We start from the raw sequence: 22,144 nt of genomic DNA, 5'->3' as shown, positions 1-22,144 counted from the left end.
GTACGTACAGAATTGTAAAGGTAAGCTAAAAAAAGAAAAGAGTACCTAAGTACCCTTAACTTAACAACATTCTCTTAATATTTCGTATCGTTCAATCTTGGAAAGAATGTGAGCATCCATAGACCACTGATACCAACCAATACATATACAATTCTTGTCAACATGGTATCTACACCAAATAGCATGGTCACAAGGTTAATATCGAATAAGCCAATGAGACCCCAGTTTAATGCTCCTACGATTCCTATAATCAACGCGATATAATTCAGAATTTTCATATTGATTCCTCCTTATAAAATAGTATGAGCAGACTTATAAACTTTATGCATTCCTATTTAAATAAGGTACCACTTTGTAAAATAGACCAAGATGCTTCTTCATTCTTTGTAGTAAACGTAATATTGAATATTGCTTGTGTACTATCAAATACGATACTTCCTGTACCGCTATTTCCATACCCATCATCCTTGAAATCAAATGTCATTGTATTAGCGTTGATGCTACCTTCAATACCATCCAAAGATGCCACATTTTCTGAATTAGATGGATCATAACTTTGTAGAGTAAATACTGCTTTGTTGTTGTCTACACTTTTGATGTGTAAGGTGGAATTGTTCCCACTCCATTGCCCTACTACGATATATGATGAAGCTTCATCCGTAGTATCAGAATCATCGCTACCCTCTTCTTCTTCATTAGGTCCTTCTTTACTATCACTTGTAATTGAGCCTCTTGTGAAGACATCACCTTTCTGAATGGAACAACCTATGGTTCCCTGTACTTTTAAGGAATTAGCACTCAGGACTTTAAATGTAATTACATCTGCAGAATGACTTGTCAGAGTCATTCTATTCTCATCCATAGTCCACGTTCCCTCTTTAGTAGAATCCGCACTGCAATCGTTATACTTCATTTGATAGGTTCCATCACTCTTCAAAAGAATACTTGAACTACTATCTTCGTAAATCTTTTCGCTTGTAAATGTACCTGCTATTTCATTCATAGTATAGCTGTTCTTTTTCACAAATGAATATTCATCTCCATATTGCCAATACAAATAGCCACCAGCACCAATCAATCCGACCAATAACAAAAGGATCACTAGAAGTGGCCAATTCCTTTTCTTTTCCACCGTCTTATGGTCTACATTCTTGGTTTTATATTTCGTTTTCTTTTTCGTCTTACGCTTTATTTTTCCCTTCTTTGAAGGAGTACTTTTTTCCTTTGTAGAAGATGATTTTTTATCATCCTCATATCCATTAGAAAGCTCATCCAATGAGATATCAAATAAAGAGGCAAGTTCACGAAGTTGTTGAGCGGAGGGTTCCTTAACCCCATTTTCCCAATTCAAAATTTCTTGTTCACTTACTTTCATAAACTTCGCAATACGCAAAGCACTAATATCATACTCTTCACGCAAAGTTCTTAAATTTATCTTATTCATAGGAATACCTCCTCCTAGATATCTTTTATCTTACACGCATATATCCTATTGTCTAGAGAACTCAAGAAATGTTTTGTTAATCTTAATGAAATCGTCACAAAGATGACAGATAAGACATAATTTTTAAATATGACATAGCGTTGTCATGTACTTTCCTATATACTTTATGTATAAGGATTGGTGATGTATATGGCACGTTGGGATAAGATGAATCGAATGGATGAGCCTTATGAAGAAGATATTAGAAATTTTGTAAGAAATGAAGTATGGGAAATCTTTTATAATTATATAACCCAAACTTATGCATATAAGCCTGTTTTTGAATACAGTAATTGTGTGTGGCCTGGATGGAATGTGAAATTTAAAAAGGGTGGAAAGAATTTATGCACTGTATATCCTTTTGAAGGTTATCTTTGGGTTCTTGTAGTAGTTGGTCAAAAGGAAAAGGAACGCTTTGAAAAAGAACTTCCTACCATGAGCAAATACCTTCAAAACTTATACCATGATACACAAGAAGGCATGGGACAGCGTTGGTTAAGAATTGAATTAGAAGATAAAGAGAGAATAGATGATATAAAGCAATGTATACGTATCAAAAGTGGACAGAAATAATACCTACAACAAACATAGCTTCTACTAAAAACGATCAAATACAAAGGTACTAGGTCGTTTTTATGTTTTGAATTATGGTTTATAAAATTGATATGTTAATGAAATTGTGCCAATTTTGTTTTTTCAAATGCTTCTTCACTTATAGATACTTTCCATTTATAGAATAAGATAGATAAAGAAGAGAACACAAGTATCATTCCAGTAAAGATGAGTATATCACTAGTAATACTTCCTCCTAATGCAAGGGTATGGCGTAAGGCATCTACACTATAGGTGAATGGCATAAATGGGTGAATCGTATGATAGAAACTACTAGATGTTTCTATCGGATACGTTCCTGCTGCACCACCTAATTGAAACACCATGAAAATCAATACGAGGAAAGCTCCAATTTTTCCACAGGTGATATTGAAGAATACAATCAATGACATAAACGCTGCGGATATCAAACATGAGACAAGAAATGTTTTACATGTTTGTAATGGAGATAATCCATTCATCAATACAAGTGCACTGACCATAAGGATTGCCATGATAGTAGATATCACATACATAACGGATGCTTTACTCAGCCACAACTTCCAACCTGATTTTGTTTGAACATTGTTTTTTAGTAAAGGATACATTAAAGTAAATGCCATACATGCAACATACAATCCGACAGACATCATATAAGGTGCCATTGCTTTTCCATTGGTTTCTACTTTAGAGATTTCTTCATGTTCTACTTCCACTGGTTGAGCGAGCATCTCTTTTGTTTGTTCACTGCTTGTGATATTACTTTTATCTGCGCCATCTTGTAAAGAAATACTTAACTGATTACTTCCATCTTTAACTTGTGTCAAACCTTGTGATAAAGATTGAGAACCATTTGCTAATTGGAATGCACCAGAAGCGATTTTACTAGATCCATCATACAATTGATTAGTTCCACTTGATAATGTTGGATTTGCTTTTATAAGAGATAGAGATCCTGTATATAAGGAGCTAGAACCATCCGCAAGTTGTTGTACACCTTGTACTAAGGTTGGCATTTGTTTATTCAGTTGTGCAGTTCCCTCTTCTAGTGATAATGCCCCACTTGATAAATTTGAAGAGTTAGCACTCAATGTATCTGCGCCTTGCGAAAGCTTTGTGACTCCTTGTGTATAATTTAAAACACTTTGTTTTAGTCCTGTGTTGGTATTCATACCTTGATCAAGTAAGGCTAAGCCTTGATCCAATTGTTTCATGCCTGATAACAAAGGAACAGAGATTGTCTGATGAACTTGTTGAAGTGCGTTAGATTGTAGTGTTAGGGTATCTTTATCTTTTGATAATAAAGCAGTATTCACCTGTAATAGTGCAATCATTTGTTTTTCTGTATCACTGGCTGTGCCATCAACCACCTTCTGATTTAAACTGGCAAGCATTGTATCATTCTTTGTTTTAATACCTTCATGACTTGTAAGTAATTGAGCAAATAACACTTTGTTTTCATCACTTAGTTGATACGCCAATGTATCCGATAAACCTTGCATACCATTCAGTAATTGTTCGCTACCTACTTTGCTTTGTGAAATACCTTTAGATACTTCGTTAACACCATTATTTAATGCAGTGCTATTAGAAGTTACTTGATGCAATCCTAGCGTTAATGCATCAACTCCTGTTGTATAAGTATCAACACCCTTACGCAAGGAACTACTTCCATCGTTTAACTTTGTAACACCTTGGCTTAATGGTACACTATTTCCTTTCAGTGTTTGTAGTCCTTCATCCAATTGTTTGCTTCCATCACTCAATTGTTCAACACCTTTCGTATAGATCTCAACGCCTTCCTTTAATGTTTTAGAACCATCTTCAAATTGCAAGGTGCTACTTGCAAGAGTTCTTAGATTTTCTTTGATTGTATCATTCCCTGCAATTGTTTGTGTAACACCTTCTTCTAGTTTTACAGAACCATTGCTTGCTTCTTGCAATCCGTTACTTAGCGTTTTAACCTGAGAAAATAACGTATCTGCGTATGTTTTTGTAATTGTTTTACTAATGTTTTCCTGAATGGTACGTATCGCTGTTTCATCCATCTTAGAAGCGATATAATTAGTACCAGGGTTAGTCGCATACTCCAGAACCATCTTTTCAGGATTTTGATTTAATAGAGTTGTTGCGTTATAGGAGAACTTCTCTGGAATGGTGATGACCATATAATAAGTACCATCCTCTAATCCCTTTTTGGCAACGCCTTCTTTTACAAATTGGAAATCCATTGAACGATTATCTTTTAGATTCTCACATAATGCTTTTCCTACATGAAGCTTTGAGCCATTATATTCCACTTCCTTGTCTTTATCGACGACGGCAACTGGCATTTGATCTGCGTTTCCATACGGATCCCACATAGAACCTAAGAATACTCCTGCGTACACCATTGGTATGATCGTGATTGCTATGAGTACAACCTTAATCCATGTGCTTTGAAGTATACTTTTCCACTCTTTCTTCATTTTAATCCTTCCTTTTCTTTATTGTTCTGCAAATATACACTCACAGAATACACAAATTATATTCAGAAAGGGTAGGCTGTCAACCCGAGTTTTATACACATGGGATAGATTGTCAAAAAAAAACTAGATTTTTTCTAGTTTCTTTTTTAAATACATTATCTTTTCTCTTATTTCTTTCATAACTATTTTGAATTCTTCATCGGACTTACCACTTGGATCTTCTAGTCCCCAATCTTCTCTATGGCTGCATGGAAGATTTGGACAATGTACATTGCATCCCATAGTAATGACGATATCAATAGTAGGTAAATCTTGAATTAACTTAGAATATTGTGTCTTTTCCATATCGATTTGGTAGATTTCTTTCATTAAACGTTGCGCATCTTGATTGATTTGTGGTTTCACTTCTGTTCCTGCTGAATAACTTTCAAACACATCAGAAGCGAGTTGTTTACCAAATGCTTCCGCAATTTGGCTACGACAAGAATTATGCACACATACAAATGCCACTTTTAACTTCTCTTGCATTTAATACCCTGCCTTCTTCAATAATTCTTTCGCTTCTTCTTTGGTAAGTACTTTTCCATAACTAACCACTTTTTTATTTAACACAAGTGCTGGAGTTGTCATAACGCCATAACGAGCAATCTCTGCGAAGTCCGTAATATGTTGAATAGGTATTGATAATCCCATTTCCTGGATAGCTTCTTGTACAGATTTTTCTAAAGCATTACATTTGGCACATCCAGAACCTAACACCAAAACACCTTCCTGTGTGACACTTTTCCCTTCTTGTTCGAAGTCACAATTTCCATTGCAACAACATGCTTTACTTTCTACTTTTTTATTGAATAATTTCATTCTTATTTCCTCCTTTATTTACACTAAGAATGTATGAAATACATTAAACAGATACCCGATGATGATAATACCAATCGTACAGATACTTACAAATAAGATAAGCAACTTAGGTTTTAATGCCTTCTTTAACATAATTATAGATGGTAAAGAAAGAGTTGTAACTGCCATCATAAACGCAAGGATTGTCCCAAGTTGTGCACCTTTAGCAAGCAATGCTTCTGCCACTGGTATGGTACCAAAGATATCCGCATACATTGGAACACCTGCAAGTGTCGCAAGTATCACTCCAAATGGATTATTTCCACCTAAGATACTCTCTATCCAATGTTGTGGTATCCAGTTATGAATAACTGCCCCAATGGCCACACCTACCAATATATATGGAAATACTTTTTTAAATGTTTCTATTACTTGTTGTTTTGCGTACTCTATACGTTCTCGATAGGACAAAGATAAATAATCCATTTCAACATGTTCTGCATTTCGAATAAACTCTTCTACTTCGTTCTCTAGATGCAGTTTTTCAATGAGGGTACCACCTACCACTGCCAAAATCAATCCAATAAGCACATAAGCAAAGGCAACCTTACCACCAAAAATACTCATTAACAATACAAGACTTCCCAAGTCTACCATAGGTGACGATATCAAGAAAGAAAACGTAACACCAAGAGGCAGTCCTGCACTTGTAAACCCAATAAATAAGGGAATGGAAGAACATGAACAAAAGGGAGTAACTGTCCCAAGGAGTGCGGATATAATATTTGCCCAAATCCCTTTGAATCGACCTAATATTTTCTTACTTCTTTCAGGTGGAAAGTAGCTTTGAATATAGGATATCATAAATATTAGAAAGCATAAAAGCACGGTAATTTTTATTACGTCATATAAGAAGAAATGCAAACTTCCGCCAAGGGGAGATGTCAAATCAAACCCTATTGCGGAAAGTATATTTCCAATTCCATCTTGTAACCACTTCATCCCAAGTATTTGTTCTTGAAAAAAGGTCACAACTTCTTGTACTACATTCACTACACTTCCTCCTTTATCATATCAACTTTTTTTGATGTGTTCTTGTTTTTAAAAGCCATCGAAAGGATGACTTATTTACAACATTGTTGTTTCATAATTGTATTTGGGGTCGTTCTCACAAGCAAACGCTCTTGCGCTAACTTGCGACCATCTTCACAAAGGCTATAGTGTGTCCACTTTCCTTCCTGACGAGGTTTTACGATACCAGATTCACAAAGTATTTTCATATGATAAGAAAGCGCGGATTGAGAAATATTCATATCTTCCATCAATACGCATGCACACTTCTCTCCACTTTTTAACAGCTCTAAAATTGCGAGTCTTTTTTCATCGCAAAAAGCTTTGAAGATTTTCACATCTTGTGCATAAGTTTCATTCATAAGAACACCTCACATCAAAATTATTTGATATGTATAGTATACGTATGAATTTGTTTTTTGTCAACGCATATCCTCCATCCATTGTTTCATAAACATCCCAGTATAAGAATGTTCACACTTCATAAGGTCTTGTACACTTCCTTGCGCAACAATCTCCCCTCCATGTATGCCCCCTTCTTTTCCTAAATCAATAATCCAGTCAGCTTGTGTAATCATTTGTAAATTATGTTCTACCACAATGACACTATTTCCCTCTTTCACAAGACGTACTAATACTTTCATAAAATGCTCGATATCCTTAGGATGTAATCCGGTTGTTGGCTCATCGATTAAATATAGGGTATGCTTCTTCTTTTTATTCAACAACTCTTTCGCAAGTTGTAATCGTTGTACTTCTCCACCAGAAAGTGTAGTCAAAGATTGACCCAATGTTAAATACCCCAAACCAACATCCATCAACAAATCTAGGATATGTGCAATTTTTTTATGTGCATTGAAATGCTGTAAGGCATCTTCAACAGACATCGTAAGGATATCGATGATATTTTTCTGTTTCAATTGTATAGATAACACCTGTGATTGAAAACGTTGTCCATGACAACTTGGACATTGTACTTCAATATCTTCAAAAAATAACATATTACTAATGACATAACCTAATCCCTCACAAGTCTCACAACGTCCTCCCTTGACATTAAAGGAAAAATCTTTTGCCTGTAAGTTCTTCTTTTTTGCTTCTTCACTAGTTCCATAAAGTTCACGAATATGTGTATATAATCCTGTATAAGTCGCAATATTACTACGCCTAGTTCGTAAGATTTCATTTTGATGAATCGATATCACTTCATCAATTGCCTCCTTCCCAATCAAAGCATCACACCCCGTTGGATATTGGAAAGAAGACGCTAGAACTTGAAGGATTAAGGAGGATTTTCCTGATCCAGAAACACCTGTTACACAAGTAAACACACCCAAAGGAATCTTTACATCGATGTTTTTTAAGTTATGTAAATATGCATTTTTTATTTCCAAATACCCTTTTGCTTTAAGAGGTTCCATCGTATAGGCAGGCTTTTGTTTTATATACTGCGTTAGACTTGAATGTTCACAATGCATAATCTCATCCCATGTCCCGCTAATAACGATTTCTCCACCATGAAGCCCCGCACCAGGTCCTAATTCTACTATATGATCTGCTTCTTTTATAATATCAATATCGTGTTCAATCACTAACAAAGTATTTCCTCGATCACGCAATTCCTTTAAAACTTGAAGAATTCCTTGTGTATCTTTTGTATGCAACCCTATTGTAGGTTCATCTAGGATATACAACATACCTGTCATTTCACTATCTAAACTTGCCGCAAGCTTCAAGCGTTGGGCCTCTCCCCCTGATAAAGTCATCGCCATACGATCAAGACAAAGATACTGTAAACCAATGCGAATTAATCGCTTTATTTTTGTTTGTATATCTTGGATATATGCTTCTACAATAAGGTACTTATCTTCTTCTAAGTGTTTCGTTAATTGTTGTATCCAATCCAATAGCTCTTCCAATGTTAGCTTTGTTAATTGTGGTAAGCGTGTATTCATAATAAGAACCGCACCACTTTCTTGTGCCAATCTTTCTCCATGACAAATAGGACATACATCATTAATAAAGTATGTCTTCATTTGTTCGCTCAATCCCTTGGTGGATACTCTTCGCATAAGTATAGGAACCACACCCTCAAATCTACCCTGTGCTACTTGTTTGGGAAGCTTACTTTGAGGAAACATTTCTACTACTTCCTTGCAATCTACACCATACAATAAAATTGTTTTCTGTTGAATCGTATATTCTTTTATAGGACAATGCGTTGGTTTAGGAAGCTTGAAATGATCCAATGCTTTATAGAATATTTCTATTTGATATTCCCCATAACGTTTTTCCCAATAGGTAATCGCACCTTCTTCCAAAGATTTATTTTCATCAATTACCACATCTTCACGAATTGATAAAGTAGTCCCCATTCCTTTACAACTTGGACATGCCCCTTCTCTTGTATTATATGAAAAGTGAGTACGTGTGAAAGCTGGTATTCGAGATTTACAATGAGGACAATATAGAAACACATCAAAATCAGTTCCATTCTTTACCACTTCTTCTTTACACTGAGAAGGATCAAAAAGTTCATCACATATAGGACAGTTCCTCTCTCCAAGCTTTTCATAAATCATCCTTAGATCAGTATAAATATTCGTAATTGTCCCTAAAGAAGATCTAGGATTTTTATGATATGTATTCTGCGTAATGATAATGGAGGGAGATACACATTTCATTGTTTCTACCTTTGGTTTATGAATTCCCTGAAAGTTCATCGCTTCTAAATATTGACGTTGACATTCATTATAAATAACATCTCTTGCTAATGTTGATTTCCCTGAACCAGATACTCCTGTAAATACAATGAGTTTATGTTTTGGTAGTTCTAGCGAAATATGTTTTAAATTTCCTTCATATGCATCAATCATTTTCATATTCAACATGCAAATCCCTCCTTATCTAAGATGAAAAAAGGACAATTATACGTCCTTAATCTTTGTTCCTATATGTTTATCCAGTCTCCATTTTGGAGGAATTCCATCTTCTCCCCAATATTCATCAATGGATTGAATGAGTCCATTATTGCTCATAATAAAGAAAGAGGTCACATGAAAAGACATTGTATTATCTTTTGTATAAACATGAGTAACCGTAATCACTTGACGTTCCAAACACTGCATACGCTCAATTTTGCCAGCCCATTTATTTGGATATTCACAATTAGCACAAATATATTCTTCCATTGTAAAATGCTCATTGGTATTATGCCAATTCACATAAGCATCATCTTCGAAATACAATCTCATAGATTCTCCATCTTGTGCAAGTGTATCTTTCCAGTAATTTTCAATCATTAGTTCATAATTCATATACGTATTCTCCCATTCTATATATGACTCTTCTCCAAGAAGCCTGTATAAATATCCTCTCTACAAGCTTACGCTTTTTGTAATTACATCGTCTAAATTTCTTTGTATTGTTTCATAAGCTCTGGGGTATATATCTTTTCTTGATCACTTTCTCTAACTTGTTTCCATACCTTAGCGGCAGTTTTTAACTTATTAGGAAGTGTTGCATTTTGGGGATCTTCACAAAATGCCTTAACAAACTTGTTCCATTGACAAGAAGAAGTATCATACCTGGCATAATTACTCTTTCCAGTGTAAACATCAATCAAATCTTGTACTGTAAACTCTACATTTTTTTCGGCACGCACCTTCTTTAACGCAGCTGCCATATCTGCCGTAAAACGAAAATTCTTAACCCCAAGAACTTCACCAAAGAATTCTCGATATTGAGTGCGCATCGCAAACCCACTTTCCAACAATCTTGTTTCCAGTGTTAATTCTACATCCTGCTTCTTCACAGCTGTTTTCTTCATTGGCTTTATGATGGTTCCCTTATAGTATTCTTCTATGCGATGATTCAAATCTATTTTTCCTCCAGATGTATCAATACCCTTTGTTTTACAAATATCTTTTAATTCACTTAAATACCAATAATACTTAATGAATTCTTCATAGGATTTGATTTCATCAAAAACGGGTCTTTTTCCCATACACTCACCTTCATATCAACTATCCTAAGTATAGCACAATTTAGTCCAGAAAAAAATGCAGATATGTGTTCTGCATTCTTCTTATATTTTATTTTTTCCAAGGCTTTACTTTTTGTAAATGGAAGCGACTTCTTAAAATACCCACCAGAATTAAAGAAAAGCCAGCCCCCATTAGAAAGCATTCTAGCCGTTCATCAAGATAGCCCTTTGATAACAATACAAGCAAATTCACTAGAAAACCTGTCGCCATTATTTTATCAAATTTAGATGTTTTATTCATGGTTTTTCATCACCTTTCTTGTGCGTCTTAAACACGCATACAAATAAGAAGTAATCACGATCAACACAAGTGTCGCAATACCCAATAATCGTGTTACTGTATCCCATTCAAAATACATAGAAGCAAATAACACGATCGCAAGAATTCCTACTATACAGGAACAAACATAGGAGTATTTCTTCATCTCGTCACCTACATTTTCTTAGAATAATAAACTCTAAATAAGGCAGATACAATCAACAACAGCATCACAACAGCAACCAGTGTATAGAATACAATAATGTTGAAGTATCCAGCGATGATTGCCATAAATATAAGAAACATTGCTATCGATTGAATCAGAGGGTATCCACATTTCGCATTGATCATTTGCATACGTTCATCATGCTCTTTATTGTATAACAAACGTATTTTACGTTCATCCTTCAATGTTCTCGTTAAGGAGAAAATATCTACTATAGATTTTACAAACATCACCAAAATCAAACCACTTTGAAACCCTAAGATAAAACCTTCATTGAAATGAGCATTGGGATCTTTATCTATTTTTATAAACATCATTACTTCAACTACAACTAGTACGGTTGCGATACATAACATTAAACATGCTACCCATCTTCTTCTCTCTAGTTTTCTTTTATAATCTTCCATGTTTAGTCCTCCTGTTCAATATCAGAAAAATCAAATACTTCTTCAATCGATAATTCAAAAAAATGTGCAATTTTATACGCCAATACCAAAGAAGCTGTATATTTCCCTACTTCAATAGATGTTATAGTTTGGCGTGTAGTTCCTACTTCTAAAGCCAAATCCTCTTGTGAGAGTTTGTGTTGCTTTCTAAGTTCTTTTATTTTCGTATTCATTTCATCACCTACACATACTGCAAAGTATGCTTTGCAAATAAAGTATAGTATACTTTGCATTTTATGTCAAGTTAGCTTTGCAAAAAAAATGATAGAAAGTTCTTCTATCATTTATATGCCCATTGTGGACTTGCGGCTACTTCTTTGTCTTTAAAATACATTTTATCATCTTGAGAAGTGATTGGACGAATCACTCTACATGGAGAACCATAAGCAACTACACCTTCTGGAATATCATGCGTGACTACACTACCTGCCCCTATGACACTTCCTTTTCCAATACGTACACCAGGTAAGATAACACTATTACTTCCTACCCAAACATCATCTTCGATATACACGGAAGAAGAAAACTGTATTCCTTTCTTACGTAAAGAAGGTGCGATTGGATGTCCTGTTGTAGTAATGCAAACATTAGGCGCAAACATTACATAATTTCCAATGTATACATCTACATCATCCACAATCACAAGATTAAAGTTGGAATAAAAATAATCCTTAATGTGAATACGATTTCCATACGCACATTTGAATGGAGGTTCTATCCAACAACCTTTCCCACTCTCTTTTAATAGTTTTCCCAACAGTTCTTTTCGTTGGGGAACTTCACTAGGTCGGGTCGCATTATAATCATACAACAATTCTTGACATTGTAGCCGTTGATCTTCTAAATGTTGTTTGCCATCTCCATAATCAGTATACAAATATCCTTGTTCCATGATATCTTCTATTTTCATGATCGTTCCACCTTCCTTAAGTGAATGATTTTACTATAGAAATCTAATGGTACATACGCTATGCTACTTCCGGCATACATCAATTGGTCTCCATAATACTGCTTCTTTGTATGAACATCTTCATATACTGCATCTTCTTCAAGACCGATCCAACGAACGATATCATATGCTGCGTTGGGTTTTGATAACATTTTAACATATAGCAGAAGTGCTTCTTTCCCATCTTCACTCACAACGTTCATTGCCATATACTCTTTTTCAAAAGGATTCGATATACGATATAAGTTTCCAAACTGTATACAATTACGAATTTCTTTATATTCTTCTACTTGTTTCTTTATGTCTTCAATTTCTGATGAAGATAATTTTAGTAAATCAAGTTCATATCCTAGATTACCAAACATCGCAACATTACCTCTTGTCGCCAATGGCGTCATTCGACCAACTTGTTCATTCGGAGATGCTGAGACATGAGATCCCATCGTAATTAGGGGATACATAAAGGATGTCGTATATTGAATATGGCTTCGACATATCGCATCCGTATTATCACTTGTCCACGTTTGAGGCATATAGTATAACATACCTGGATCAAAACGACCGCCACCACTTGAACAACTTTCAAATAGTATATTAGGATAGCGAGAAACCAAACGTTCCATCAAGTCATACAGACCTAAAATGTAACGATGTGCTAATTCTTTTTGTTGATTCACTGGCAATGCTTCACTATACCAATCACAAATATGTCGGTTCATATCCCATTTCACATAAGCGATATTCGCACTATCAAACACTTTACATAATGCATCAAATACATAATTACGTACATCTTCACGGCTCATATCCAAAACCAATTGATCACGACCAAATGTATGATTGCGACTTGGAGCTTGTATACAATACTTTGGATGACTTCGATAGAGATCACTATCAACACTTACCATTTCTGGTTCTACCCAGATACCAAACAACAAGCCCATATCATTAATTTCTTTTGCAAGCGCACCTAATCCATGTGGTATTTTCTTTTCATCACAAATCCAATCTCCTAATGAGGTTGTATCACTATTCCTATTTTTGAACCATCCATCATCTAGCACAAACAATTCAATGCCACAACTCGCTGCTTTCTTCGCAAGTGCCAACAAGCTCTTTTCATTAAAATCAAAATATGTCGCTTCCCAATTGTTTATTAAAATTGGACGTGGCTTATGTTTCAATGTACCACGGCACACATTATCCCGATACACCCTATGCAATATCTTAGAAATTCCATTCATTCCTTGATCACTATAGGCAAGTATCACCTCAGGTGTTTGAAAAGAATCTCCTGCAGTTAACAACCATGTAAAATCAAATGGATGTAACCCCATATTGACCCTTGTTGTATGCAAAACATCTTGCTCTATATTAATTTGAAAATTTCCACTATATACAAAATGCAAAGCGTAGATCTCGCCATGATGTTCATTCGCGTGTTCTTGGGCTAAGGCCACAAATGGCGCATGATGAGGAGAACTTGCTCCTCTTGTACTTTCTATGACTGTTCGATCATGAGAGAGCTTTCTACGTTCATAATTTCTCTCATTATTATGTGAACCATATAAACTAACCACCTCAAGATCATCTCTTCGTAAATCCACATTCATACTCAATGCTCGCAATAAAGAAATGGAATTGGTTCCTTTATTTATGAACTGTGTGCTTCTTGTAAATATATCTTTTTCTTCAAACACATGGTATTGTAACACCACTTCTAATTGAAGTACTGTATCATACATTATGATTTCTAATGTTTCTACTTCCCCTTTTTTATCTTCATATACATGAGGAAGTTGATGGAGAGGTTTTCTTCCTTGATAAATTTCATGACGCATATAGCGAAGATCACTCATACGACAACCATTTTCATCTTCTATTTGATATGCGCAACTACGGAAATCTCCATTTCCATATTGTGGATATTCTTGAGGTAGAGTGTCCAATGAAAATGCACGTTTTCCAAACGTTGGATTGGGAGAGAACCCACGATCTCTATGGAGTATCTCTTGACTATTTTCTTTAAAATGAGTTCGTTTTCCCCAATATACATGCGCTAGGTAACCATCTTCCTTGAGTTGCATACGATATGCGCTATGCTTAGTTAATAAATGAAATATCTTTTGATCTTCTTGATAATATATAGCCATAAGGTACCTCCTAAATGAGTTTTATAACGAATGAAAACTCATGATCCTCTTGCCCTGATATATGATATGGAGGTAACACAGGTGCTCCCCAACTATCATCTCCACCAACTCCCATTTGTGCTTTCATAATTTTCACATGTGTAGAAGTCATAGATGGTAATTCATTTGCGTGCATAGCATTTTCAATATCCATCGTTGTATATGGAAGTGCACTAAATTCAAAATCTGAATCGCTTTGAAATTGAACACCATGTCCTTCTTGATTTAAAACACGTAGCCATCTTACTTTGGTGTGATTCCCACACTCTTGTGGCAACAAATAAGGTGTCATGTGTTCTTGAACAGAACATGAATATACCCCAATTTTTGCGCCTTGGTTACGATCACAATAATTTTCTTGAGGTCCTGCACCATAATACTGTGTTTCCATCAGTTCCTTTTTCAAACGGAATCCCATACCATAAAGAGGCATATCTGGTAAACCTTCTTTTCCTTCGTAGCGATAACTTACATGAATACTCGCATCTTTTCTTACTTGATACGTTACATATACATTGGTTTTAGGTTCTGTTGGTAACTCATGAATATAGGTAAAGATGGCATGCTCCACATCAGCAGAAATCATTTGGCATTTAGAGAACATGTGTGCGCCTGCCCACATCGAAGATGTGAATGGTAATCCATTTCCACGATCATTATCACTCATAGCTCGCCAAAATATAGGTTTAACAAAACGATCAATGTGTTCACGTTGATTTTTACATAAAGATACCATTCCAATAGTCATAGAAAACATTACATACAAATCTTTACAGTATACGCCAATATTTCCATCTCCAACAACAACACGTCGCTCACTCTCTTCTTCCTCATACTGTTTTTCGATTGTATACGCTTGTTGAGCATAGGCAACTTCATATCCTTTTGTTTCCCAAAGGGTATCTTCACGCAATCGGATAGATACATTTCTTGTATAGTTTCCAGATTCTTCAACGTTATTGTAAGCATACTCTAAAGTCACACATTCCTGTGGTTCAACTTGTACTTGAATATGTTGTTCCTGTAGGATTTCATCTTCTTTCATCAAGGAAATGCATACTTCATAAGCATCTAAATTTTCAAACAAATTCTTATTTGTGATATGAATTTGATGATCCTCTATTTGAATATCAAAATTTTGATATAGATATTTTACTTCATATGCTTTTGGAGATATTTTGCGATTCGCAAATATAATGCCATCTCCACAAAACTCATAGTCACTTTGTCGATCATCAAAATCTCCACCATAAGCTAATGTATGATCTGGTTTGTACAGCGCTTGATCAATATAATCCCATATAAATCCACCTTGATACATCGGATATCGTTCCAATGCGGTGTATTCATCCATTCCACCTAAGGAATTCCCCATCGCATGCATATACTCACAACTGATGTATGGTTTTTTAGGATTTTTTAATAAGTATTCTTCAATTTCTTTTGCTTTGGCATACATTCTACTTTCCATATCACTAATATGATCAAAGGCACGATTGTGGAAAACACCTTCATAATGTACGAGTCGTGTCGGATCTTTACGACGGAAGTAATTTCCCATTTCTTCTATTACAGTTCCAGCATAGGATTCATTTCCACAAGACCAAATAAGAATAGATGGATGATTCTTATCACGCTGCAACATACTTCGAGCACGATCCAAACAAGCTTCTAACCATTCTTTATGATCTCCTGGTACATTCCAAGATGGTTCTACTTTTCCTAATTTTTGCCAAGATCCATGGCTTTCTAAATTCGTTTCATCCATTACATAAATTCCATACTCATCGCATAAAGAATACCATTCACTTTGATTTGGATAATGAGAAGTTCGTACTGCGTTTAAGTTGAACTGCTTCATAAATTTTATATCAAACAACATATCTTCATAAGATATGCATCTTCCTTTGTCCGCACTAAATTCGTGACGATTAACGCCTTTAAATATAATACGTTTCCCATTGATACACATGATTCCATTGATCAATTCAAAACGACGTATACCAACACGTTGTTTATTTACTTCAACCAATGTTCCATCCATTAAATAACACTCAATGATAAGATCATACAAATAAGGACACTCCGCACTCCATAGATGTGGCTTTGATACAGGAATGGAAATATGCATAATCGAATGCGCATCCATATTCTCACAATACAGTTCTTTCTTTTCCCCGTCTACTACAATGACACGAACATAGCCTTCTTGTTTGTTTACCATCTTCATTTCTATATTTATATCAGCGGCATCATAAGTATCATTTACATCTGTTTTGACAAAGATATCATCTACATGTAGCTTTGAAACCGCAATGAGTTCTACTTTACGAAAGATTCCTGAAAAACGCCAAAAATCTTGATCCTCTAACCAACTTGCACTACTTCTTTTATAAACTTCCACAGCTAATTTATTCCCTTGTTCTTTCACAACGTTGGTGATATCAAATTCAGAAGGTGTAAAGCTATCTTCACTATATCCAACAAATTCACCGTTCACCCAAACAAAGAAGGCACATTCTACACCATGAAAACAAAGACGTAAATCTTTTTCTTTGAACGATTCATCAATATCAAAAAATCGTACATAACTCCCTACCGGATTATACTCTTTTGAAACATGTGGCGGTCGTAAATCCTCTTGTCCATCCCATGGATAAATTGTATTTGTATAGTGTGGACGATCATACCCTTGTAATTGTATGTGGCCAGGAACTTCTATTGTTTTGAAATTTGTACAATCAACCTCTTCTTTATAAAAATCTTTTATGCGTTCCTCTGGACACTGTGCATAAGAAAATAACCATGTGCCATTTAAAGTTTGATGAAAACTAGATTCTTCTGTACGCATATCTTCATGATCTTTATAGCTTATATGATCACTGTGCGCAGGTAAGCGATGAAGCTGAAAAATCTCTGGATTTTCTAATACATCATATAGTTCTATATTCATATGTTCTCTCCTAGCCTTTGTCTATTTCCACAAAGTTCACTTGTACTACTTTGCTTCTATTCTACCATTTAAAGCAGATAGAGCGCTTGTATTATTTTAGGTATGACTAAGACAATTTTAAGATACTTTAGAATGGAATTGGTAAATTTTTAAGATTCTAAAAAGATTTAACTAGCATCCAGAAATTGCATTGACAGCGCTTTCAAGCATTGGTATTATCGCATTGTAAACAGCGGGCAATGTCCCATAAGACATGCCTACATGGAAAGGAGGATGGAAGATGGCAGGCATCGTATTATCCAATGTATCAAAAGTATATGACGGAAATGTCAAAGTCATTGAAAATCTGAATCTAGAAATTAAAGATAAGGAATTTATGGTTCTGGTTGGTCCTAGTGGTTGTGGAAAGAGTACCACTCTTCGTATGATAGCAGGATTGGAAAGCATCAGTGGAGGTGAATTAACCATTGGTGATAAAGTAATGAACAATGTCGCACCAAAAGATCGTGATATCGCAATGGTATTTCAAACCTATGCATTATATCCTCATATGAATGTATATAAAAACATGGCATTCGGTCTTCAACAAAGAAAGATTGATAAAGAGGTGATTGATCAAAAGGTAATGGAGGCCGCAAAGATTTTGGATTTGGAACCTTACCTAAAACGCAAACCAAAAGCTTTATCAGGAGGTCAACGTCAACGTGTTGCCTTAGGGCGTGCGATGGTAAGAGATCCAGAAGTATTCTTACTGGATGAGCCACTTAGCAACCTTGACGCAAAACTTAGAACAGAGATGCGTTCACAAATATCAAAGCTTCATCAACGATTACAAACTACCTTCGTATATGTAACACATGATCAAACAGAAGCAATGACTATGGCAGATCGTATTGTGGTTATGAAGGATGGTGTTATTCAACAAATCGATACACCTCAAAACCTTTACGCAAAACCAAACAATATGTTTGTCGCTAGTTTCATTGGTTCCCCTCAAATGAATATGTTTGAGTGCACTATAAAAAAAGAAAAAGATGAGTACTTAGTAAATTTTGAAGGAAGTCGATTTATAATCCCTTCTGGATTGATTACCATGAGCAACTTTGAACAATACGTTGGTAAGAAAGTCTACTTAGGTGTACGACCAGAAGACTTACATGTGGAAGAAACAATCAAAGAGACTTATCCAGATTCACAGTTTGAAATAGAAGTGGATTTAGTAGAAATGCTAGGTGCTGAAATGAACTTATATTTCAATAAATATAATCGAACCAATATCTTAAGAACCCCAGCAAGAGTAAAGATTAATACGGGTGATACCTTAAGTGTAGGAATTGATAAGAATAAGATTCATTTGTTTGATATGGACAGTGAAAAAGCTATTTTAAGATAAATAGTTTGATATAATAGGAAGGTGATATATAACAATACAAGGAATGAAGTAAGGGAATGAAAAACTCATAACAATACAATAGAAAGGAGATTTGTATGAGATTAAAAAAATTATGTGCTGGACTTCTATGTGCTGGTATGGCATTGACCATGACCGCTTGTGGTGGAAGTGATGAGCCAAAAGAAGCAAAGACTGACAAGATTACGATTTGGGCATGGGATGATACCTTCAACATCAAGGCAGCCAAAGACGCTGCAGATCTTTATAAGAAAGACAATGCGGATTTAGAAGTAGAAATCGTTACCATGGCACAAGATGACATTATTCAAAAATTGAATACGAGCTTATCTTCAGGAAAAACTGATGGTTTACCAAATATCGTTTTAATTGAAGACTATCGTATCCAAAACTATTTAACTGCATATCCAGAAGAATTCTCTGAATTAACAGACATCGTGAAAAAAGAGGATTTCATGGATTACAAATTTGCGGTAAATAGTATTGATGATAAGATTTATGGATTACCATTTGATAGTGGTGTAGCTGGTTTATTCTATCGTTTAGACTATATCGAACAAGCAGGATATACTGCAAAAGATATGGAAAACATCACTTGGGATGAATATATTGAAATAGGAAAAGCAGTGAAAGAAAAAACAGGTCATGCGATGTTAACTCTTGATCCAAGTGATTTAGGACAAATTCGTATGATGTTACAATCTGCAGGTTCATGGTATGTTAAAGAAGATGGTGAAACTGTTGATATCGAAAACAATGAAGCTTTAAAATCAGCAATTACAGTATACAAAAAATTAATCGATTCTGGTATCGTTGAACAAGTTGCGGATTGGGATTCTTTCGTAGGTGCTTTCCAAAAAGGAAATGTTGCGAGTGTTCCTACAGGATGCTGGATTGGTAGCTCAATTATGAAAACTGCAGATCAATCAGGTAAATGGGGTATTGCGCCTCTTCCAAGATTGGCTGATGTAAAATCCTCTGTTAACGCATCAAGCATCGGTGGTGGTGGATGGTATGTCTTAAAGAACGTTGCTGGTGCAGATACTGCAAAAGACTTCTTATCTAAGACATTCGCTACAAGCAAAGACTTAATGAACACATTAGCAAAAGACATCAACTTAGTAAGTACGTATATTCCTGCTGCTGAAACTGAAAACTATAAAGCAGAAAGTGAATTCTTCTCAAATCAGAAAATCTTTGAAAACTTCTCTGCATGGTCTGAAATGATTCCAAGTGTAAACTATGGACTTCACACATATGCAATTGAAGATATTCTAACAGAATCTGTACAAGCCGTAGTAAATGGTGCAGATATAGATTCTTCATTAAAAACTGCTCAGCAGAATGCTGAAGGCGCTATCGTTAAATAACAAAAGCTTTTAAGCAAATAGATGGTCGTTTTCCGCTAAAGTAGAAAGCGACCATTCATTTTGAAAGGAGAATGGGTTTATATGAAGCAAATGTTAATGAAAGTAGTGAGTAAATCCAATGCTCGTCTTAGTAGAAAAGAAAATCGAGTGGGATGGATGTTTGTGACATTATCTACCATTCTTATCTCAGTTCTTGTATTTCTACCAATGATACAAGCATTTATCACCTCACTACAATCAGGATTCTCCAACAATATGAAATTTGTTGGATTTGATAACTACCTAAGGCTTTTTAATGATACAACCTTTATAAAAGCCGCAACGAATACAGTATTATATTTGGTCATTCAGGTACCTATTATGATTTTATTTTCACTCGTCATTTCAGTTGCCTTAAATGATAAGAAATTAAAAGGCAAGGGGTTCTTTCGTACAGCGGTATTCCTACCATGTATCACTTCCCTTGTAGCCTACTCCATTATTATGAAAGGGATGTTCTCCGTAGATGGAAGTATCAATCAAATCTTGATGAATCTCCATCTTATACAAGAGCCTATCATGTGGCTAACGGATCCTTTCTGGGCAAAAGTACTTATTATTATTGCGATTACATGGAGATGGACAGGATACAATATGATCTTTTATTTATCAGGTCTACAAAATATCGACCCTTCTATTTATGAAGCTGCCGATATCGATGGAGCTAGTGCAGTTACCAAGTTCTTTAAAATCACAGTTCCTATGTTAAAACCAATCATTCTATTTACTACCATTACATCTACTATTGGTACCCTCCAGCTCTTTGATGAAGTTGTGAACATCACAGGTGGAGGACCAGCAAATGCAACCTTAACACTATCTCAGTATATCTATAACCTGAGTTTCAAATACTCACCAAACTTCGGATATGCTGCAGCTGTATCCTTTGTAATTGTAATCGCCATTGTAATCTTATCTATGATTCAGATGAAAGTAGGAGGCGACAAACATGAAAAATAAACTCCCTATAGGACGTATTGTAAAATATGTACTTCTAAGCTTGTTGTCTGCCATATCTTTATTCCCATTTTTATGGATGATTATTGGTATGACAAATTCTACATTAGACATCACAAGCGGTGTCATGAGTTTTGGTTCTGAATTTGTGAACAATATGAAAGCATTGTTCTCCTCTGATCTAGACTTTGGAAGAGCCTTCCTCAACTCTTCTATTATCGCCATTATCACCACACTTCTCGCCTTATTGATTTGTAGTGCGGCTGGTTATGGGTTTGAAATTTATCGAACCAAAGCAAGAGATCGTCTCTTCAACTTTCTTCTCTTATCTATGATGGTTCCCTTCGCAGCACTCATGATTCCACTGTTTAGAATGTTCTCTTCTCTCTCCTCTACTCCGTTTCAATTTATGGGAATCGACACATTCTTCTCAATTATCATACCCACTGTTTCTACTGCATTTTTGATTTTCTTCTTCCGACAGAATGTAAAATCCTTTCCAAAAGATATGGTAGAAGCAGCAAGAATCGATGGTGTTAGTGAAGTTGGTATTTTCTTTAAAATCTTTATGCCAACCATCAAGAACACGTATGCAGCGGCCGCAATCATTACCTTTATGAATAGTCTGAATAACTACTTATGGCCTTTGATTACCATTCAGACTCCAGAGAACAGAACACTCCCACTTGTTCTATCTGCGATGGGTGCATCTTACACCCCTAACTATGGTATGATTATGTGCGGTATTGTACTAGCAACGATTCCAACGGCAATCATATTCTTCGTGATGCAGAAACAATTCGTAGAAGGAATGATTGGTTCTGTTAAATAAACATAGTATCCA

General features: G+C 35.4%; 22 protein-coding genes. 5 read left to right on the top strand and 17 right to left on the bottom strand.

What is annotated here, in order from left to right; translation table 11 throughout:
- Positions 1–74: 74 nt before the first annotated feature.
- Entirely contained in the window at positions 75–278 is a 204-nt protein-coding gene (locus ACWG42_RS03910) for a DUF378 domain-containing protein (RefSeq protein ID WP_455790205.1), read from the bottom strand.
- Between the two features lie 53 nt (positions 279–331).
- Entirely contained in the window at positions 332–1,444 is a 1,113-nt protein-coding gene (locus ACWG42_RS03905; RefSeq protein WP_455790204.1) for a helix-turn-helix transcriptional regulator, read from the bottom strand.
- A 189-nt stretch (positions 1,445–1,633) separates the two neighbouring features.
- Here ACWG42_RS03905 and ACWG42_RS03900 point away from each other — a divergent pair, with 189 nt between their 5' ends.
- Complete coding sequence (locus ACWG42_RS03900) at positions 1,634–2,056, top strand: DUF3788 domain-containing protein (RefSeq protein WP_455790203.1); 423 nt, start codon at positions 1,634–1,636, stop codon at positions 2,054–2,056.
- Between the two features lie 95 nt (positions 2,057–2,151).
- Here ACWG42_RS03900 and ACWG42_RS03895 read toward each other — a convergent pair whose 3' ends face one another.
- The 15 genes from ACWG42_RS03895 to ACWG42_RS03825 form a co-directional block, all read right to left on the bottom strand.
- A complete protein-coding gene (locus ACWG42_RS03895) occupies positions 2,152–4,542 on the bottom strand; it encodes a YhgE/Pip family protein (protein WP_455790202.1) in 2,391 nt (796 codons plus the stop codon).
- Between the two features lie 123 nt (positions 4,543–4,665).
- The gene (locus ACWG42_RS03890) at positions 4,666–5,070 is read right to left on the bottom strand and encodes an arsenate reductase ArsC (protein ID WP_455790201.1); all 405 of its coding nucleotides are present in this window, start codon (positions 5,068–5,070) and stop codon (positions 4,666–4,668) included.
- On the bottom strand, positions 5,071–5,403 hold the full coding sequence (locus tag ACWG42_RS03885; RefSeq protein ID WP_455790200.1) for a thioredoxin family protein: 333 nt from the start codon (positions 5,401–5,403) through the stop codon (positions 5,071–5,073).
- A gap of 18 nt (positions 5,404–5,421) precedes the next feature.
- Positions 5,422–6,384: a permease gene (locus ACWG42_RS03880; protein WP_455790233.1), complete on the bottom strand. Its 963-nt coding sequence runs from the start codon at positions 6,382–6,384 to the stop codon at positions 5,422–5,424.
- A 122-nt stretch (positions 6,385–6,506) separates the two neighbouring features.
- The gene (locus ACWG42_RS03875) at positions 6,507–6,815 is read right to left on the bottom strand and encodes an ArsR/SmtB family transcription factor (protein ID WP_455790199.1); all 309 of its coding nucleotides are present in this window, start codon (positions 6,813–6,815) and stop codon (positions 6,507–6,509) included.
- A 60-nt stretch (positions 6,816–6,875) separates the two neighbouring features.
- Positions 6,876–9,344, bottom strand: a complete 2,469-nt coding sequence (gene uvrA, locus ACWG42_RS03870) for an excinuclease ABC subunit UvrA (protein ID WP_455790198.1) — start codon at positions 9,342–9,344, stop codon at positions 6,876–6,878.
- Between the two features lie 36 nt (positions 9,345–9,380).
- Positions 9,381–9,770, bottom strand: a complete 390-nt coding sequence (locus ACWG42_RS03865) for a nuclear transport factor 2 family protein (protein ID WP_455790197.1) — start codon at positions 9,768–9,770, stop codon at positions 9,381–9,383.
- A 92-nt stretch (positions 9,771–9,862) separates the two neighbouring features.
- The gene (locus tag ACWG42_RS03860) at positions 9,863–10,459 is read right to left on the bottom strand and encodes an SAP domain-containing protein (RefSeq protein WP_455790196.1); all 597 of its coding nucleotides are present in this window, start codon (positions 10,457–10,459) and stop codon (positions 9,863–9,865) included.
- Between the two features lie 88 nt (positions 10,460–10,547).
- Positions 10,548–10,739 carry a hypothetical protein gene (locus ACWG42_RS03855; protein ID WP_455790195.1) on the bottom strand — a complete coding sequence of 64 codons (192 nt, stop codon included), beginning with the start codon at positions 10,737–10,739 and terminating at the stop codon, positions 10,548–10,550.
- Positions 10,732–10,923 (bottom strand): hypothetical protein, encoded by a 192-nt coding sequence (locus ACWG42_RS03850; RefSeq protein ID WP_455790194.1) that lies wholly within the window; start codon positions 10,921–10,923, stop codon positions 10,732–10,734. Before ACWG42_RS03850 ends, ACWG42_RS03855 begins: the two co-directional genes overlap by 8 nt.
- A gap of 8 nt (positions 10,924–10,931) precedes the next feature.
- Positions 10,932–11,390, bottom strand: coding sequence for a hypothetical protein (locus ACWG42_RS03845; RefSeq protein WP_455790193.1), 459 nt, complete (start codon positions 11,388–11,390; stop codon positions 10,932–10,934).
- Between the two features lie 2 nt (positions 11,391–11,392).
- Positions 11,393–11,602 carry a helix-turn-helix transcriptional regulator gene (locus tag ACWG42_RS03840; protein ID WP_455790192.1) on the bottom strand — a complete coding sequence of 70 codons (210 nt, stop codon included), beginning with the start codon at positions 11,600–11,602 and terminating at the stop codon, positions 11,393–11,395.
- Between the two features lie 107 nt (positions 11,603–11,709).
- Positions 11,710–12,339, bottom strand: coding sequence for a sugar O-acetyltransferase (locus tag ACWG42_RS03835; protein ID WP_455790191.1), 630 nt, complete (start codon positions 12,337–12,339; stop codon positions 11,710–11,712).
- Positions 12,336–14,531 carry an alpha-galactosidase gene (locus tag ACWG42_RS03830; protein ID WP_455790190.1) on the bottom strand — a complete coding sequence of 732 codons (2,196 nt, stop codon included), beginning with the start codon at positions 14,529–14,531 and terminating at the stop codon, positions 12,336–12,338. The genes ACWG42_RS03835 and ACWG42_RS03830 overlap by 4 nt, the downstream gene beginning before the upstream one ends.
- A 10-nt stretch (positions 14,532–14,541) precedes the next feature.
- Positions 14,542–17,523 carry a glycoside hydrolase family 2 TIM barrel-domain containing protein gene (locus ACWG42_RS03825; RefSeq protein ID WP_455790189.1) on the bottom strand — a complete coding sequence of 994 codons (2,982 nt, stop codon included), beginning with the start codon at positions 17,521–17,523 and terminating at the stop codon, positions 14,542–14,544.
- Between the two features lie 280 nt (positions 17,524–17,803).
- Here ACWG42_RS03825 and ACWG42_RS03820 point away from each other — a divergent pair, with 280 nt between their 5' ends.
- The 4 genes from ACWG42_RS03820 to ACWG42_RS03805 all read left to right on the top strand — a co-directional run bounded on the left by ACWG42_RS03820 (position 17,804) and on the right by ACWG42_RS03805 (position 22,132).
- The gene (locus ACWG42_RS03820; RefSeq protein ID WP_455790188.1) at positions 17,804–18,916 is read left to right on the top strand and encodes an ABC transporter ATP-binding protein; all 1,113 of its coding nucleotides are present in this window, start codon (positions 17,804–17,806) and stop codon (positions 18,914–18,916) included.
- Positions 18,917–19,011: 95 nt separating this feature from the next.
- Positions 19,012–20,304, top strand: coding sequence for an ABC transporter substrate-binding protein (locus ACWG42_RS03815; protein ID WP_455790187.1), 1,293 nt, complete (start codon positions 19,012–19,014; stop codon positions 20,302–20,304).
- 81 nt (positions 20,305–20,385) lie between these two features.
- Positions 20,386–21,303, top strand: a complete 918-nt coding sequence (locus ACWG42_RS03810) for a carbohydrate ABC transporter permease (protein WP_455790186.1) — start codon at positions 20,386–20,388, stop codon at positions 21,301–21,303.
- A complete protein-coding gene (locus ACWG42_RS03805; protein ID WP_455790185.1) occupies positions 21,293–22,132 on the top strand; it encodes a carbohydrate ABC transporter permease in 840 nt (279 codons plus the stop codon). The genes ACWG42_RS03810 and ACWG42_RS03805 overlap by 11 nt, the downstream gene beginning before the upstream one ends.
- Positions 22,133–22,144: the final 12 nt, after the last annotated feature.

This window comes from Amedibacillus sp. YH-ame10 (assembly GCF_053848885.1).
This window is presented reverse-complemented; position numbering and strand designations above follow the sequence as displayed.

What these genes read in the sequence shown, in the direction of transcription:
- ACWG42_RS03910 (WP_455790205.1), bottom strand. Translation starts at nt 278, where the DNA reads ATGAAAATTCTGAATTATATCGCGTTGATTATAGGAATCGTAGGAGCA.
- ACWG42_RS03905 (WP_455790204.1), bottom strand. Translation starts at nt 1,444, where the DNA reads ATGAATAAGATAAATTTAAGAACTTTGCGTGAAGAGTATGATATTAGT.
- ACWG42_RS03900 (WP_455790203.1), top strand. Translation starts at nt 1,634, where the DNA reads ATGGCACGTTGGGATAAGATGAATCGAATGGATGAGCCTTATGAAGAA.
- ACWG42_RS03895 (WP_455790202.1), bottom strand. Translation starts at nt 4,542, where the DNA reads ATGAAGAAAGAGTGGAAAAGTATACTTCAAAGCACATGGATTAAGGTT.
- ACWG42_RS03890 (WP_455790201.1), bottom strand. Translation starts at nt 5,070, where the DNA reads ATGCAAGAGAAGTTAAAAGTGGCATTTGTATGTGTGCATAATTCTTGT.
- ACWG42_RS03885 (WP_455790200.1), bottom strand. Translation starts at nt 5,403, where the DNA reads ATGAAATTATTCAATAAAAAAGTAGAAAGTAAAGCATGTTGTTGCAAT.
- ACWG42_RS03880 (WP_455790233.1), bottom strand. Translation starts at nt 6,384, where the DNA reads ATGAAGTGGTTACAAGATGGAATTGGAAATATACTTTCCGCAATAGGG.
- ACWG42_RS03875 (WP_455790199.1), bottom strand. Translation starts at nt 6,815, where the DNA reads ATGAATGAAACTTATGCACAAGATGTGAAAATCTTCAAAGCTTTTTGC.
- uvrA (WP_455790198.1), bottom strand. Translation starts at nt 9,344, where the DNA reads ATGTTGAATATGAAAATGATTGATGCATATGAAGGAAATTTAAAACAT.
- ACWG42_RS03865 (WP_455790197.1), bottom strand. Translation starts at nt 9,770, where the DNA reads ATGAATTATGAACTAATGATTGAAAATTACTGGAAAGATACACTTGCA.
- ACWG42_RS03860 (WP_455790196.1), bottom strand. Translation starts at nt 10,459, where the DNA reads ATGGGAAAAAGACCCGTTTTTGATGAAATCAAATCCTATGAAGAATTC.
- ACWG42_RS03855 (WP_455790195.1), bottom strand. Translation starts at nt 10,739, where the DNA reads ATGAATAAAACATCTAAATTTGATAAAATAATGGCGACAGGTTTTCTA.
- ACWG42_RS03850 (WP_455790194.1), bottom strand. Translation starts at nt 10,923, where the DNA reads ATGAAGAAATACTCCTATGTTTGTTCCTGTATAGTAGGAATTCTTGCG.
- ACWG42_RS03845 (WP_455790193.1), bottom strand. Translation starts at nt 11,390, where the DNA reads ATGGAAGATTATAAAAGAAAACTAGAGAGAAGAAGATGGGTAGCATGT.
- ACWG42_RS03840 (WP_455790192.1), bottom strand. Translation starts at nt 11,602, where the DNA reads ATGAATACGAAAATAAAAGAACTTAGAAAGCAACACAAACTCTCACAA.
- ACWG42_RS03835 (WP_455790191.1), bottom strand. Translation starts at nt 12,339, where the DNA reads ATGAAAATAGAAGATATCATGGAACAAGGATATTTGTATACTGATTAT.
- ACWG42_RS03830 (WP_455790190.1), bottom strand. Translation starts at nt 14,531, where the DNA reads ATGGCTATATATTATCAAGAAGATCAAAAGATATTTCATTTATTAACT.
- ACWG42_RS03825 (WP_455790189.1), bottom strand. Translation starts at nt 17,523, where the DNA reads ATGAATATAGAACTATATGATGTATTAGAAAATCCAGAGATTTTTCAG.
- ACWG42_RS03820 (WP_455790188.1), top strand. Translation starts at nt 17,804, where the DNA reads ATGGCAGGCATCGTATTATCCAATGTATCAAAAGTATATGACGGAAAT.
- ACWG42_RS03815 (WP_455790187.1), top strand. Translation starts at nt 19,012, where the DNA reads ATGAGATTAAAAAAATTATGTGCTGGACTTCTATGTGCTGGTATGGCA.
- ACWG42_RS03810 (WP_455790186.1), top strand. Translation starts at nt 20,386, where the DNA reads ATGAAGCAAATGTTAATGAAAGTAGTGAGTAAATCCAATGCTCGTCTT.
- ACWG42_RS03805 (WP_455790185.1), top strand. Translation starts at nt 21,293, where the DNA reads ATGAAAAATAAACTCCCTATAGGACGTATTGTAAAATATGTACTTCTA.